Origin of the sequence: Microbacterium sp. ZW T5_45 (genome assembly GCF_044987415.1) — a bacterium.
GTDB lineage: Bacteria > Actinomycetota > Actinomycetes > Actinomycetales > Microbacteriaceae > Microbacterium.
In genome coordinates this window covers 68,299-84,177 of sequence record NZ_JBJDRJ010000010.1, presented here as the reverse complement: position 1 = coordinate 84,177, position 15,879 = coordinate 68,299, and the positions used below count along the sequence as shown (strand labels likewise).

The following is a 15,879-nucleotide window of genomic DNA, read 5'->3' as shown; positions in this document are numbered from 1 at the left end:
ATGTCCCTCGCGCTCCACAGCACCATCGGCGGCGTGCTCGCCAGCATCCCCAGCCCGCCGGTGTCGTACATCGACCTCGGTCCGATCCGCGTGCACTTCTACGCCCTGTGCATCATCGCGGGCATCATCGCCGCAGTGCTCCTGACCAACCACCGCCTGACACGTCGCGGTGCGGAGCCGTGGGTGGTCATCGACATCTCGATCCTCGCGGTGCCGCTCGCGATCATCGGCGCGCGCATCTTCCACGTGCTCACCCACCCCGGCTTCTACTTCGGCGAGGGCAAGAACACCTGGAACCCGTTCGAGCCCGGATCCGTCTGGGCGATCTGGGAGGGCGGCATCGCGATCTTCGGTGCGCTCATCGGTGGTGCGGTCGGCGCCTACCTCGGCTGCCGCTGGTCCGGCATCCGCTTCTGGACGTTCGCGGATGCTCTCGCGCCCGGTCTGCTGCTCGCACAGGCCATGGGGCGCTTCGGCAACTGGTTCAACCACGAGCTCTTCGGGCTGCCGACCGATCTGCCATGGGGACTCGAGATCGAGTCGACGAACTCCGCGTTCCCTCCCGGCCTTCCCGAGGGCACGCTGTTCCACCCGACGTTCCTCTACGAAGTGATCTGGAACGGTCTCGGCGTGATCGTCCTGCTCTGGCTGAGCCGGAAGGCCACCGCCTTCCAGTGGGGGCGCCTGTTCGCGATCTACCTCATCTGGTACAGCGCGGGTCGCGTGGTGTGGGAGTCCATCCGCATCGATCCGAGCGAGATCATCCTCGGCCTGCGCAGCAACGTCTGGGCCGCGATCATCGGCATCGTGGTCGGAATCGCCATCCTCATCGTGCAGCGTCGCCGGCACCTCGGACTCGAGCCGTCGCCGTACCAGCCGGGTCGCGGCCGGAAGGACGTGGACGCTGATGTAGAATCACAGGACAATCCCCTTGACTACGTCGACGTCAGTGAGCCCACGGTCGACGAGGTCTCCGCAGGAGCCAGCGCCACAAGCACCGCTCCCACGGACGCGGAAGGCTCCCGATAGCCGCCCGTCCGTGAGGACCCCACTGCAGCAGCCCGGCCAATGACGTCCCCGGGTCATCCGAAGATCTGAGGACGGTTCAGGTGTATTTTCAGCCTCCGTACGGCGCGTCCGGCGCCTACCCCCCGAAGCAGGGCATGTACAACCCCGCGTTCGAGAAGGACGCGTGCGGCCTTGCGATGGTCGCCACTCTGCGCGGCGAAGCAGGCCACGACATCATCGCGCTGGCGCTCGAAGCACTGCGCAACCTCGAGCACCGAGGGGCGATCGGCTCGGACGCCGGCACCGGCGACGGGGCGGGCATCCTGACGCAGATGCCGGACGCGTTCCTGCGCGAGGTCACGACCTTCGAACTGCCACCGGTCGGCGAGTACGCCGCGGGTCTGGCGTTCCTTCCCCGTGACTCCAGCGAACGCCGTCAGCAGAAGGCGGGCATCGAGAAGATCGCGCGCGCCGAGGGGCTCCGCGTCCTGGGCTGGCGCGAGGTCCCGACGGTCAACGAGCACCTCGGCAAGCTCGCCGACGAGGCCCGTCCCGCATTCGAGCAGCTCTTCGTGAGCGCCGGCGGGGCGACGCATGCTCAGGCCCCGCTCACCGGCATCGCCCTCGACCGCGTCGCCTACCGGCTCCGCAAGCGCGCCGGCCACGAGCTGGGCGCCTACTTCGTCTCGCTCTCGGCCCGCACTCTCGGGTACAAGGGCATGGTCACCACGCTCCAGCTCGAGCCGTTCTACCCGGATCTGCAGGACGAGCGCTTCATGTCGGAGCTCGCCGTCGTGCACTCGCGCTACTCGACGAACACCTTCCCGTCGTGGCCGCTCGCGCAGCCGCTGCGGATGCTCGCCCACAACGGCGAGATCAACACCGTCGGCGGCAACCGCAACTGGATGCGCGCCCGCCAGTCGCAGCTCGAGTCCGAGCTGCTGGGCGACATCCAGCCGCTGCTCCCGATCTGCACCGACGGCGCCAGCGACTCCGCCTCGTTCGACGAGGTGCTCGAACTGCTGACCCTGACCGGCCGCAGCCTGCCGCACGCCATCATGATGATGGTGCCGGAGGCGTACGAGAAGCAGTCCGACATCTCGCCCGAGCTGCGCGCGTTCTACGAGTACCACTCCAACCAGATGGAGCCCTGGGACGGCCCGGCCGCGCTCATCTTCACCGACGGGACGCTCGTCGGCGCGACCCTCGACCGCAACGGTCTGCGCCCGGGGCGTTGGACCGAGACGACCGACGGCCTGATCGTGATCGGCTCCGAGACCGGAGTGCTCACCTTCGAGCCCGAGCGCATCAAGCGCCGCGGACGCCTGCAGCCCGGCAAGATGTTCCTCGTCGACACCGAGCAGCGGCGCATCATCGAGGACGAGGAGATCAAGCGCGACCTCTCCACTCTGCACCCGTGGCAGGCGTGGCTCGACGAGGGTTCCGTGCGACTCGCCGACCTGCCGGAGCGCGAGCACATCGTGCATCCGCCGGCATCCATCACCCGCCGCCAGCGCACCTTCGGCTACACCGAGGAGGAAGTGCGGATCCTGCTGACCCCGATGGGGCAGACCGGGGCCGAGCCCCTCGGTGCCATGGGTTCGGACACCCCGATCGCCGTGCTGAGCAAGCGGCCGCGCCTGCTCTTCGACTACTTCACGCAGCAGTTCGCGCAGGTCACCAACCCGCCGCTGGACTCGATCCGCGAAGAGGTCGTCACGAGTCTGAAGCTCGGCCTCGGCCCCGAGGGCAACCTGCTCGGCTGGGGTCCCGAACACAGCCGCACCGTGTCGCTCGACTTCCCGGTGATCGACAACGACGAGCTCGCGAAGATCCGCTACATCGACAAGGCGCTGCCGGGTCGATCGAGCGCCACGATCAAGGGTCTCTACCACTTCGATGCCGGACCCCAGGCCCTCGCCGAGCGCCTCGAGGAGATGTGCGCCGAGGTCGACGAGGCCATCGAGCGCGGCGCGGAGTTCATCATCCTCTCGGACCGCGACTCGAACAAGGACCTCACCCCGGTGCCGTCCCTGCTCATGGTCGCCGCGGTGCACCATCACCTCATCCGTCGCGAGAACCGCATGAAGGTCGGTCTGATCGTCGAGGCCGGTGACGTCCGCGAGGTGCACCACGTCGCGACGCTGATCGGCTACGGCGCCTCCGCCGTGAACCCGTACCTCGCCATGGAGACCGTCGAACACCTCGTCCGCACCGGACGCATCACGGGCATCAGCCCGGAGAAGGCGGTGCGCAACCTCATCTACGCGCTCGGCAAGGGCGTGCTGAAGATCATGTCGAAGATGGGCATCTCGACGGTGTCCTCGTACGCCGGCGCCCAGGTCTTCGAAGCCGTCGGCCTCAGCCAGGAGGTCATCGACGCGTACTTCACGCGCACCGAGTCCAAGCTCGGCGGCATCACGATCGAGGACATCTTCGCCGAGAACCAGGCGCGTCACGACTACGCCTATCCCGAGGACGAAGCGGCTCGTGCGCACGAGCGGCTGTGGACCGGTGGCGAGTACCAGTGGCGACGCGACGGTTCGCCGCACCTGTTCAGACCGGAGACGGTGTTCAAGCTGCAGCACTCGACCCGCGAACGCCGCTACGACATCTTCCGCGAGTACACCAAGCTCGTCGATGACCAGGCGGCCGAGTTGAAGACACTGCGTGGTCTGTTCACCCTGCGCACCGGCATCCGCAAGCCGGTGCCGCTCAGCGAGGTCGAGCCCGTCTCCGAGATCGTGAAGCGCTTCTCGACAGGTGCGATGAGCTACGGCTCGATCTCGAAGGAAGCGCACGAGACGCTCGCGATCGCCATGAACCGGATCGGTGGCAAGTCGAACACCGGTGAGGGCGGAGAGGATGCCGACCGGCTCGTCGACCCCGAGCGACGCAGTTCGATCAAGCAGGTCGCATCGGGACGGTTCGGTGTCACGAGCCTCTACCTCACCGAGGCGGACGACATCCAGATCAAACTCGCGCAGGGCGCCAAGCCCGGCGAGGGCGGTCAACTTCCCCCGCAGAAGGTCTACCCCTGGGTGGCCCGCACACGCGGCGGCACGCCCGGCGTCGGACTCATCTCCCCGCCTCCGCACCACGACATCTACTCGATCGAGGACCTCAAGCAGCTCATCTTCGACCTGAAGCGTGCGAACCCCGAGGCCCGCATCCACACCAAGCTCGTCAGCCAGTCGGGCATCGGTGCGGTCGCAGCGGGCGTCGCGAAGGCGCTCAGCGACGTCGTGCTCGTCTCCGGACATGACGGCGGCACGGGCGCGAGCCCGATGAACTCCCTCAAGCACGCCGGAACGCCGTGGGAGCTTGGCCTCGCCGAGACCCAGCAGACGCTCATGCTCAACGGCATGCGCGACCGGGTCGTCGTGCAGGTGGACGGTCAGCTCAAGACGGGGCGCGACGTGATCATCGGCGCGCTGCTCGGTGCTGAGGAGTTCGGCTTCGCGACCGCACCGCTCGTCGTGAGCGGCTGCATCATGATGCGCGTCTGCCACCTCGACACCTGCCCCGTGGGCGTGGCGACGCAGAACCCGGTGCTGCGCGAGCGCTTCACCGGCAAGCCGGAGTTCGTCGTGAACTTCATGGAGTTCATCGCCGAAGAGGTGCGCGAGCTCCTCGCCGAACTGGGCTTCCGTTCGCTGGACGAGATCATCGGCCGCGCCGAGCTGATCGAGGCCAACGCCGCGGTCGAGCACTGGAAGAGCGAGGGGCTCGACCTCGCGCCGATCCTCGACGGTCCCGCGTTCCCGGCGAGCGAGCCGCGTCGCAGCGGTCGCTCGCAGGACCACGAACTCGAGAAGCACTTCGACGTCCAGCTCATCGACATCGCCGGTGGTGCCCTCCTGAACGGTGAACCCGTCGTCATCGAGCTGCCGATCGCGAACACCGAACGAGCCGTCGGCACGATGCTCGGCCACCAGGTCACCGCGCGCTACGGCGCGGCGGGGCTGCCTCGTGGCACGATCGACGTGACCCTGCACGGCACCGCCGGTCAGTCTCTCGGAGCGTTCATGCCCTCGGGTATCGTGCTGCGCCTGGAGGGCGACGCGAACGACTACGTCGGCAAGGGGCTCTCGGGTGGTGACATCACGATCCGTCCCTCGCGCGCCTCATCGATCGAGCCGCATCGCAACGTCATCGCCGGCAATGTGATCGGCTACGGCGCGACCGCGGGCACGATGTTCATCTCCGGAGTCGTCGGCGAGCGGTTCCTCGTGCGCAACTCCGGCGCCACGGCGGTCGTCGAGGGCGTGGGCGACCACGCGCTCGAGTACATGACCGGGGGAGTGGCGGTGATCCTCGGATCGACCGGCCGCAACTTCGGCGCCGGAATGTCGGGAGGCGTCGCCTACGTGCGGGGCCTGCAGACCGGCAAGATCAACGCCCAGTCGCTCGGCAGCGGAGAGCTCCTCCTGCAGCCGCTCGACCGCGCTGATCTCGAGGTGCTGCGGGGACTGATCTCCGAGCACGTCGAGCGCACGGCGTCGCCCCTCGGCGCCGACATCCTGTCTCGCTTCGACGAGACGGCATCCGAATTCGTGAAGGTCCTCCCGCGTGACTACGCCGCCGTGCGCAGCATGCGCGAGGAAGCAGTCGCCGAGGGCATCGACCCCGACGGCGACGTCGTCTGGAACCGCATCCTGGAGGTGACCGGTGGCTGATCCCAAAGGTTTTCTGAAGGTCACCGAGCGTGAGCTTCCCGCCCGTCGGCCGGTTCCGGTCCGCATCATGGACTGGAAAGAGGTGTACCAGCCGGGCGACCAGGCTGTGCTCCGGCGTCAGGCGGGGCGGTGCATGGACTGCGGCGTGCCTTTCTGTCATCAGGGCTGCCCGCTGGGCAACCTGATCCCGGAGTGGAATGACCTCACCTGGCGCGGCGAGGGTCGTGCGGCGATCGATCGCCTGCACGCGACGAACAACTTCCCCGAGTTCACGGGACGTCTGTGCCCGGCGCCCTGCGAGAGCGCGTGCGTGCTGGGTATCAACCAGCCGCCCGTCACGATCAAGCAGGTCGAGGTCTCGATCATCGACGAGGCGTTCAACAAGGGCTGGGTCGAGGCGCAGCCGCCGGCTCGCCTGACCGGCAAGACGGTCGCGGTCGTGGGCTCCGGCCCCGCCGGTCTCGCCGCCGCACAGCAGCTGACCCGGGCCGGCCACACCGTCGCCGTGTTCGAGCGCGACGACCGCATCGGCGGACTCCTGCGCTACGGCATCCCGGACTTCAAGATGGAGAAGAACCAGCTCGAGGCTCGCCTGCGTCAGATGCAGGAGGAGGGCACGCGCTTCCGCGCCGGCGTGGAGATCGGCAGGGACATCTCCTGGGCCGACCTGCGCGCACGGTACGACGCGGTCGTCATCGCGACCGGTTCGACGGTTCCTCGCGATCTCGCCATCCCCGGTCGCGACCTGGACGGCGTGCACTTCGCCATGGAGTACCTCGTCGAGTCGAACCACGTCGTCGCCGGCGACAAGGTTCCGGACCAGATCTCCGCCGAGGGCAAGCACGTCATCGTGATCGGCGGCGGTGACACCGGTGCCGACTGCATCGGGACCGCTCACCGGCAGGGCGCGCTCAGCGTGACCAACCTCGCGATCGGCAAGCAGCCGGGCACGGACCGCCCTGACCACCAGCCGTGGCCGATGATGCCGACCGTCTTCGAGGTGTCCTCTGCGCACGAGGAGGGCGGAGAGCGGGTCTTCCTCGCGTCCACCGTCGAGTTCCTCTCGAACGAGGTCGGAGAGGTTCGCGCACTGCGCGTCGCCGAGACCGAGTACGTCGATGGACGCCGCGTTCCCAAGAGCGGCACGGAGCGCGAGATCCCCGCTGATCTGGTGCTCATCGCGATGGGATTCACGGGGCCCGAGCAGAGCGGTTTCACCGACGAGGCTCGCCCCCAGTTCACGGACCGCGGCAACTTCGAGCGCAGCGCATCGTACGAGACGACGCTCCCGGGCGTCTTCGTCGCCGGTGACGCCGGTCGGGGACAGTCGCTCATCGTGTGGGCGATCGCCGAAGGCCGTGCCGCTGCGGCGAGCGTCGACGAGTTCCTCATGGGCTCGACCGTGTTGCCGTCGCCGGTGCGTCCGACCGATGTCGCGATCGGCCTGCAGCCCGCGTAGGCTGAACAGCGGCCCCGTCGCCTGATTTTTCTATCCCCCTTCTACCCTGGAGATTCTGTTGAGACGCGCGAAAATCGTCGCCACACTCGGCCCTGCCACGAGTTCCTATGAGAACGTGCGGGCCATCATCGAGGCGGGAGTGGATGTCGCACGACTGAACCTCAGCCACGGTGACTACTCCGTCCACGACGCGAACTACGCGAACGTGCGCCGCGCTGCGGAGGACGCCGGCAAGGCGGTCGCCGTGCTCGTCGACCTGCAGGGCCCGAAGATCCGCCTCGGCAAGTTCGAGGGCGGCCCCTACGAGCTCGCAGTGGGCGACATCTTCAAGATCACCATCGAGGACATCGTCGGAAACCGTGAGATCTGCGGCACGACGTTCAAGGGGCTGCCTCAGGACGTCAAGGCAGGGGACTTCCTCCTGATCGACGACGGCAAGGTCCGCGTCGAGGTCGTCGAGACCGACGGCACGGTCGTCACCACCCGGGTCGTCGTGGCCGGTGCGGTGTCGAACAACAAGGGCATCAACCTTCCCGGTGTCGCCGTGAACGTCCCCGCGCTCAGCGAGAAGGACGAGGCGGACCTCCGGTGGGGCCTGCGCACCGGCGCCGACCTCATCGCCCTGTCGTTCGTCCGCAACGCGGCCGATGTCGACCGGGTGCACGAGATCATGGCCGAGGAGGGCGTCCGCGTCCCCGTCATCGCCAAGATCGAGAAGCCCCAGGCCGTCGACGCGCTCGAGGAGATCGTCGACGCGTTCGACGGCATCATGGTCGCCCGCGGTGACCTGGGCGTGGAGCTGCCGCTCGAGGCCGTACCGATCGTGCAGAAGCGCGCGGTCGAGCTCGCCCGCCGCAACGCGAAGCCCGTCATCGTCGCGACGCAGATGCTCGAGTCGATGATCTCGAGCCCGGTGCCGACGCGCGCCGAGACGAGCGACGTCGCGAACGCCGTGCTCGACGGAGCGGACGCGGTCATGCTCTCGGGCGAGACCAGCGTCGGCGACTACCCGATCGTCGTCGTCGAGACCATGGCTCGCATCATCGAGTCCACCGAGGAGCACGGCCTGGAGCGCATCGCGCCGCTCACGAACAAGCCGAAGACCCAGGGTGGAGCGATCACCCTCGCCGCTCTCGAGGTCGCCGACTTCGTCGAGGCGAAGTACCTCTGCGTCTTCACGCAGTCGGGTGACTCCGCTCGTCGTCTGTCGCGCCTGCGTTCGCGCATCCCGATGATCGCGTTCACGCCCGAGCCCGGCACCCGTCGCCGCATGGCGCTGACGTGGGGCATCCGCTCCAAGCTGGTCGAGATGGTCCAGCACACCGACCTGATGTATCTGCAGGTCGACGACTACCTCCTCAAGAGCGGCCTCGCCGTCGAGGGCGACAAGGTGGTCGTGGTCTCCGGATCCCCTCCCGGGATCGTCGGGTCGACCAACGACATCCGGGTGCACAAGGTGGGCGACGCCGTGAACGGCGCTGCTCCCGTGTACAAGGAAGCCACGGTCTGACACACGTGCAGCGAAGGGGCGGGGCCATCGGGCTCCGCCCCTTCCTCGTGCCCCGGGTGCAGTCGGCATGTCAACCCGCTGGTCGCCATGCAGCAGGCGTCGTAGGTTCTTCTCGTGCGCCAGACAGGGACCAAGGCAGGGGAGCGGATGCTGAGGCGTGCGCGGTGGTGGCTCGCGGACTACGTCTACGCCGGATACTGGCAGGTCCGTGGATTCTTCGATCGCACGGCGGCGTCGGACTTCACCGTGGGCTCGCGGGCACCGATCCTCATCCTGCCGGGGGTGTACGAGTCATGGCGGTTCATGAGGCCGCTGATCTCCGTGCTGCACGATCGTGGGCACCCGGTGCACGTCGTCCCCGCTCTCGGACACCACCGTCGACCTCTCGCGGAGTCCGCAGCGACGGCGGCGACCGTGCTCGAGGAGTCGAACCTCGACCAGGTCATCATCGTCGCGCACAGCAAAGGCGGTTTGTCGGGCAAGGCGGTGATGCTGAGCCGTTCCGGCGCTCGTGTGCGCGGGATGGTGGCTATCGCGACTCCTTTCGCCGGCTCCGCCTATGCGCGGCTTCTGCTCCCGTCGACGCTGCGGGCGTTCTCGCCATCGCATCCTTCGATCGTCGAGATGGCGGGGCAGCGGGACGTGAACGCGCGCATCGTATCGGTGTACCCCGCCTTCGACCCGCACATCCCCGAGGGTAGCGAGCTGCCCGGAGCGAAGAACGTGCGACTTGCGACCGGGGGCCACTTCCGAGTGCTCGCCGATGCCCGGGTGATCGCCGAGGTCGTCACGATGGCCGAGGGCGACGCTCTGTCGTCGTCATGAGGCAGTGATGCCCTCGTCAGACAGGACGGTCATCGTGAACCAGGCGGGAGCTTGTCGACGCCGTGTCGATCGGAGGCACGCGCCCGGTGCGGTAGTGTCGTTTCGGGCCGGCGTGGCGGAATGGCAGACGCGGAGCACTCAAAATGCTTTGTCCGAGAGGGCGTGTGGGTTCGAGTCCCACCGCCGGCACCAGATCCTCATCACGGATGACATAGACCGACGTCGTCTGCAGGATACGAGTGCGCGCAGCGCCATACGGTGTCTGCGCCCATCCCTGCGAAGAGCCGTCATCGGATGCCGCTTGCACGCGTCGCTGGCCGGCTCCGGGCGTTCGTTCGGTAGGATGGAGCGGTGACCGAGCAAGAACTGTCCGAGCAGCCCGCAGCATCCGCCCCCCGACGCGTCGTCGTCGCTGAGGACGAATCGCTGATCCGACTCGACATCGTCGAGATCCTCCGCGACAACGGCTTCGACGTCGTGGGTGAGGCCGGAGACGGAGAGACCGCAGTCGCACTCGCCACCGAGCTGCGTCCGGACCTCGTCATCATGGACGTCAAGATGCCACAGCTCGACGGCATCAGCGCCGCCGAGAAGCTGCACAAGGGCAACATCGCCCCCGTGGTCCTGCTGACCGCCTTCAGCCAGAAGGAGCTCGTCGAGCGAGCGAGCGAGGCCGGCGCACTCGCATACGTCGTCAAGCCGTTCACCCCGAACGACCTGCTGCCCGCCATCGAGATCGCCCTCGCTCGTCACGAGCAGATCATCACGCTCGAGGCCGAGGTCGCCGACATGGTCGAGCGCTTCGAGACCCGCAAGCTCGTCGACCGCGCCAAGGGCCTGCTCAACGAGAAGATGGGCCTGTCCGAGCCCGAGGCGTTCCGCTGGATCCAGAAGGCATCCATGGACCGACGTCTCACCATGCAGGACGTGGCCAAGGCCATCATCGAGCAGCTCGCACCCAAGAAGTGACCGTGCTTCCGCTGGATGCGGAGCACACACTGAGAACGGTCCGCGCCGGAGACGGCGCCGCGCTGGCGCGTGCCTATCGGGTGAACAGGGAGCATCTGGCTCCCTGGGAACCTCGCCGCAGCGAGGGGTTCTTCACCGAGGCCTGGCAGGAGCAGAACGCGAAGGACTGCGTGGCGGATGCTGCGGCAGGTCGGAGCATCCGCTTCGTGGTCGTGACCGCAGACGATGAGATCGTCGGACGTGTCAATCTCAACAACATCGTCCGCGGTGCGTTCCTCAACGCCGACCTCGGCTACTGGATAGACGAGCGCCGACAGGGTCGAGGGCTCGGATCCCTCGCCGTCGCGACGGTCATCGCGCACGCGCGCGACGCGCTCCGCCTGCACCGGTTGCAGGCGGCGACGCTCCTCGACAACGCGGCGTCGCAGACCGTTCTCGCCCGGAACGGCTTCCGACGCATCGGCATCGCACCGCGCTACCTGCACATCGCGGGGGAGTGGCAGGACCACGTGCTCTTCCAGCGGCTGCTGGATGATCCGGTCACTGCGCCTTCGGCGCATCCTTGATGAGGTTCGTGATCCTGATGGTCGAGCATCGCTGGCCCTGATCGTCGGAGATGACGATCTCGTGGACGGTGATGCTGCGTCCGAGATGGATCGGCGTGCAGACGCCCGTTACCACGCCCGAGGTGGCGGAGCGGGTGTGCGTGGCGTTGATGTCGACGCCGACGGCGAGGCGCCCTGGGCCTGCGTGCAGGTTCGCGGACATCGAGCCGAGCGACTCTCCGAGGACGACGTATGCACCGCCGTGGACGAGCCCCACCGGCTGCGTGTTGCCCTCGACCGGCATGGTGCCGACCGAGCGTTCGACGGAGAACTCGGTGAACTCGATGCCCATCTTCTCGGCGAGAGCTCCCATGCCGCGGGCGGTCGCCCACTCCAGCCCTTCGCTCGTCGTGACGTCGCTCATGCATCCTCCTCAGCGGGTGTCCGTGGTCCTCGTTAGGCTGACAGGGTGACGGACTCCGCAAAGCCTACCCTCCTGGTCGTCGACGGCCATTCGCTCGCCTACCGCGCGTTCTTCGCGTTGCCGGTCGACAACTTCACGACCAAGGACAACCAGCACACGAACGCCATCTACGGGTTCCTGTCGATGTTCGTGAACCTCATCAAGGCGGAGCAGCCGACGCACGTCGCCGTGGCGTTCGACACGTCTCGTCACTCCTTCCGCACCGACGCGTACCCGGAGTACAAGGCGACCCGGTCCGAGACCCCGCAGGAGTTCCGGGGACAGATCCCGCTGCTTCAGGACTGCCTCGCGGCGATGTCGATCCCGGTGCTGACGAAAGAGGGCATCGAGGCCGACGACATCCTCGCGACGCTCTCGGTGCAGGGTGCCGAGCAGGGGTACGAGGTCCTCGTCGTCTCCGGCGATCGCGACACGATCCAGCTCGTGAACGACGACGTCACGCTGCTCTACCCCTCGGTGCAGGGCGTGTCCCAGCTCAAGCGCTACGACCCGACGACGGTGCAAGAGCGCTACGGCGTGCGCCCCGAGCAGTACCCCGACATCGCCGCGCTCGTCGGCGAGACCAGCGACAACCTTCCCGGCGTTCCCAAGGTGGGAGAGAAGACCGCGGTCAAATGGCTCACCCAGTTCGGCTCCCTCGATGAGCTGCTCGATCGCGCGGAGGAGATCAAGGGCGTCGTGGGCGGCAACCTTCGCGAGCACATCGAGGACGTCCGCCGCAACCGCAAGCTCAACAGGCTGCTGACCGATGTCGAGCTCCCGGTGAGCCCGACAGACCTCGCGGTGGCCCCGATCGATGCGCAGGCCGTGCGCGACATCTTCGCCCGGCTCGAGTTCCGCACCCTGCTTCCCCGCGTCTTCGATGCCGTCGGGGCCGGCGAGGTGGCCGAGGACCCGGCATCCGTCGTGGAGCTGCCGACGCCGGTGGAGGTCACCGCTGCCGAGTTCCTCGCCTGGGCGACCGCGCAGACGGACGAGATCGCGCTCACGATCACGACGCCCGGCGGGGCACCGAGTCGCGTCGGTGCGGCGACGTTGAACGAGCTGCGCGAGCTCGCGTGGTCCGACGATGCGGCGACCGCGATCACGGCCTGGCTGGAGTCCGACGTCCCCAAGGTCTTCCACGACGCGAAGCCGCAGGTCAAGGCGCTGCTGCGTGCCGGCATCCGTCTGGACGGTCTCGCCTACGACACGAGTCTCGCCGGATGGCTGCTGCGCCCCAGCTTCCCCGACAAGACGCTCGGCGACCTCGTCCAGCGGTACCTCGGCGAGAAGCTCCCAGAGGCGGATCCGACGCAGCTCGTCCCCGAGACGGAAGGGGCGACACCGTCGCAGGAGGCGTGGTTCGCACTGCGTGTCGCCGCGTCGCTGCGCGAGGACATCCCGGAGTCGGTGGCGCGCGTGCTCACCGACATCGAGTTGCCGACCCTGCTCACGCTCGCCGACATGGAGGTCGCCGGAGTCGCGGTCTCGCATGAGGTGCTGTCGACGTTCTCGGGCGAACTCGCCTCGCGAGCCGATGCGCTGGCGCAGGAGGCGTTCGCCCTGGTCGGACGCGAGTTCAACCTCGGCTCTCCCAAGCAGCTGCAGGAGGTCCTGTTCGACGACCTGCAGCTCCCCAAGACCCGCAAGACCAAGACCGGGTACTCGACGGATGCCGCCGTGCTGGCCGACCTCCAGGAGAGCAACCCGCACCCCTTCCTCGGTCTGCTGCTGCAGCACCGTGAGGCGACGAAGCTCCGTCAGATCATCGAGTCGCTCGACACTGCGATCGGCGCCGACCAGCGCGTGCACACCACGTACGTGCAGACCGGCAGCCAGACCGGGCGGCTCTCGAGCACCGATCCGAACCTGCAGAACATCCCGGTGCGCACCGAGGAGTCCCGCCGCATCCGCAGCGCCTTCGAGGTCGGGGCGGAGTACGAGTCGCTGCTCACGGCCGACTACTCGCAGATCGAGATGCGCATCATGGCGCACCTCTCCGGCGATGAAGGACTGATCGAAGCGTTCAACAGCGGCGAGGACCTGCATCGCTTCGTCGGAGCCCGCGTGTTCGGTGTCGATCCGTCGGACGTCACGCCCGCCATGCGCACCAAGGTCAAGGCGATGTCCTACGGCCTGGTCTACGGGCTCTCGGCGTTCGGTCTGTCCAAGCAGCTGCGCATCGAGCAGGCCGAGGCCAAGCAGCTCATGGTCGAGTACTTCGCCCGATTCGGCGCGGTGCGCGACTACCTGCGCGCGTCCGTGATGAAGGCCAAGGAGGACGGCTACACCGAGACGATCTTCGGTCGACGTCGGCCTTTCCCCGATCTGGCGAGCCCCAACCGGGTGCTGCGCGAGAACGCCGAGCGTGCCGCTCTGAACGCGCCGATCCAGGGCAGCGCCGCCGACATCATGAAGATCGCGCTGCTGCACATCCACGAGGACCTCCGGTCCGAAGGACTCGGTTCCCGCGTGCTGCTGCAGATCCACGACGAACTCGTCGTCGAGGTCGCCCCGGGGGAGTGGGACGCCGCTGAGCGGATCGTCCGCACGCGGATGGGCGATGCGGCCGCGTTGTCAGTGCCACTCGATGTGCAGGTCGGGCGTGGTCAGGACTGGAACGAGGCGGCGCACTGACGCGATCCCACAGGTCGACCAATATGTTGCGATCGACGCACGGGGCTATTCTGGAGGGATGACTTCCGCCCCCCGCACTCCGTCTGCCATCGACAAGGTCGCCGACGAGTGGGTCGACACGCTCGCCGTGCTCGCGCCCACGCTCGGCACGTACATCGGTCGGAGCGAGGTGAACGACCGCTTCGGCGACCTCAGTCCCGAGGGCCACGAAGAGATCGCCGCCGTGACCAAGGCGACGCTCGCGAAGCTGTCGGCGCTCGAGCCCGTCGATGCGATCGACGAGGTCACGAAGGCCGACCTGAGTTCGGAGCTCGCTCTCGACCTCGAACTGCATGAGGCGAGCTGGCACCTGCGCGATCTCAACGTCATCGCGTCGGCCGCACAGGACGTGCGATCGGTGTTCGATCTCATGCCGACCGCGACTGCGGACGACTGGTCGGTCATCTCGACGAGGCTCGCGGCCGTGCCGGCCGCTCTCCGCGGCTACACGGCGACGCTGCGCGCGGGTATCGCCGCCGGCGTCACTCCGGCGAAGCGCCAGGTCGTCGAGGTCGCGACGCAGATCGATCGGTACACGGCGGACGACGGGTTCTTCGCCGAGTTCGTCGCGAACGCCGGCCCCGACGAAGGCAATCTGCCGGCGTCCCTCGCTCGCACCCTGGCCGACAACTCGGCCGCCGCGCGGGTGGCGTACCATGAGCTCCGTCGCTTCCTCGCCGAGGAACTCGCGCCGGTCGCGACGGAGACGGATGCCGTCGGTCGTGAGCTCTACGCGCTGAACTCGCGCCGTTTCCTCGGGGCGACGATCGATCTCGACGAGACCTACGACTGGGGACGCGAGGAGCTCGCTCGGATGGTGGCGGAGCAGACCGCGATCGCGAACGAGATCCTTCCCGGTGCCTCGGTCGAAGAGGCCGTTGCACACCTCGAAGCGGACGCGTCGCGCAAGCTCATCGGCACCGAGGCGCTGCAGCGCTGGATGCAGGAGACGAGCGATCGCGCTGTGGCAGAGCTCGGCGCCACGCACTTCGACATCCCCGACGCCATCAGGACGCTCGAGTGCATGATCGCGCCCACCCAAGAAGGCGGGATCTACTACACCGGCCCGACCGACGACTTCTCGCGGCCCGGACGCATGTGGTGGTCGGTGCCGGAAGGCGTCACGGAGTTCGACACCTGGCGCGAACTCACCACGGTCTATCACGAGGGCGTACCAGGGCATCACCTGCAGATCGCGCAAGCCGTCTACAACCGCGCCGAGCTGAACTCGTGGCGGAGACTGCTCGCCGGCACGTCGGGGCACGCGGAGGGCTGGGCGCTCTACGCCGAGCGTCTCATGCAGCAGCTCGGCTACCTCGACGATCCCGCCGACCGGCTCGGCATGCTCGACGGTCAGCGCATGCGCGCGGCGCGTGTGGTGCTGGACATCGGCGTGCATCTCGGCAAGCCGCGTCTGGACGGCGAAGGCGTATGGGACGCAGACTATGCACTCGACTTCATGCGCAAGAACGTGAACATGTCCGACCAGTTCGTGCAGTTCGAGGTCAACCGCTACCTCGGCTGGCCGGGCCAGGCCCCGTCGTACAAGGTCGGACAGCGCATCTGGGAGCAGGTCCGCGACGCATACCAGGCCGAGCGCGGTGCCGACTTCGACATCAAGCAGTTCCATAAACGCGCACTCGACATGGGCGGGGTGGGCCTCGACACGCTGCGGACGGCGTTGCTGAACAAGTAACGGGAATGCCCGGCCCGAGCATGATGTTCATGCATCTGAATGGAAA

General features: G+C 67.7%; 10 protein-coding genes and 1 tRNA gene. 10 read left to right on the top strand and 1 reads right to left on the bottom strand.

Annotation, left to right across the window (positions count from 1 at the left end):
• The 8 genes from lgt (at position 1) to ACI3KS_RS07350 (ending at position 11,016) form a co-directional block, all read left to right on the top strand.
• The gene (gene lgt / locus ACI3KS_RS07385; protein ID WP_404916756.1) at positions 1–1,029 is read left to right on the top strand and encodes a prolipoprotein diacylglyceryl transferase; all 1,029 of its coding nucleotides are present in this window, start codon (positions 1–3) and stop codon (positions 1,027–1,029) included.
• Between the two features lie 134 nt (positions 1,030–1,163).
• Complete coding sequence (gltB, locus tag ACI3KS_RS07380; protein WP_404916845.1) at positions 1,164–5,687, top strand: glutamate synthase large subunit; 4,524 nt, start codon at positions 1,164–1,166, stop codon at positions 5,685–5,687.
• Positions 5,680–7,146 carry a glutamate synthase subunit beta gene (locus tag ACI3KS_RS07375; protein WP_404916754.1) on the top strand — a complete coding sequence of 489 codons (1,467 nt, stop codon included), beginning with the start codon at positions 5,680–5,682 and terminating at the stop codon, positions 7,144–7,146. Before gltB ends, ACI3KS_RS07375 begins: the two co-directional genes overlap by 8 nt.
• A 58-nt stretch (positions 7,147–7,204) precedes the next feature.
• Complete coding sequence (pyk, locus tag ACI3KS_RS07370) at positions 7,205–8,656, top strand: pyruvate kinase (protein WP_404916752.1); 1,452 nt, start codon at positions 7,205–7,207, stop codon at positions 8,654–8,656.
• A gap of 114 nt (positions 8,657–8,770) precedes the next feature.
• Positions 8,771–9,481, top strand: coding sequence for an esterase/lipase family protein (locus ACI3KS_RS07365; protein ID WP_404916750.1), 711 nt, complete (start codon positions 8,771–8,773; stop codon positions 9,479–9,481).
• Between the two features lie 106 nt (positions 9,482–9,587).
• Positions 9,588–9,673: transfer RNA gene (locus ACI3KS_RS07360), tRNA-Leu, on the top strand.
• Between the two features lie 159 nt (positions 9,674–9,832).
• Positions 9,833–10,450, top strand: coding sequence for an ANTAR domain-containing response regulator (locus ACI3KS_RS07355; RefSeq protein ID WP_400852983.1), 618 nt, complete (start codon positions 9,833–9,835; stop codon positions 10,448–10,450).
• 2 nt (positions 10,451–10,452) lie between these two features.
• Positions 10,453–11,016: a GNAT family N-acetyltransferase gene (locus tag ACI3KS_RS07350; RefSeq protein WP_404916747.1), complete on the top strand. Its 564-nt coding sequence runs from the start codon at positions 10,453–10,455 to the stop codon at positions 11,014–11,016.
• Here the strand turns inward: ACI3KS_RS07350 and ACI3KS_RS07345 are convergent.
• The gene (locus ACI3KS_RS07345) at positions 10,991–11,419 is read right to left on the bottom strand and encodes a hotdog fold thioesterase (RefSeq protein ID WP_404916745.1); all 429 of its coding nucleotides are present in this window, start codon (positions 11,417–11,419) and stop codon (positions 10,991–10,993) included. The two genes, ACI3KS_RS07350 and ACI3KS_RS07345, sit on opposite strands and share 26 nt — an antisense overlap.
• Positions 11,420–11,464: 45 nt before the next feature.
• Between ACI3KS_RS07345 and polA the strand changes: the two genes are divergently transcribed.
• Positions 11,465–14,098: a DNA polymerase I gene (polA, locus tag ACI3KS_RS07340; RefSeq protein WP_404916743.1), complete on the top strand. Its 2,634-nt coding sequence runs from the start codon at positions 11,465–11,467 to the stop codon at positions 14,096–14,098.
• 58 nt (positions 14,099–14,156) lie between these two features.
• Positions 14,157–15,833: a DUF885 domain-containing protein gene (locus tag ACI3KS_RS07335; protein WP_404916741.1), complete on the top strand. Its 1,677-nt coding sequence runs from the start codon at positions 14,157–14,159 to the stop codon at positions 15,831–15,833.
• The last annotated feature ends 46 nt before the right edge of the window (positions 15,834–15,879 follow it).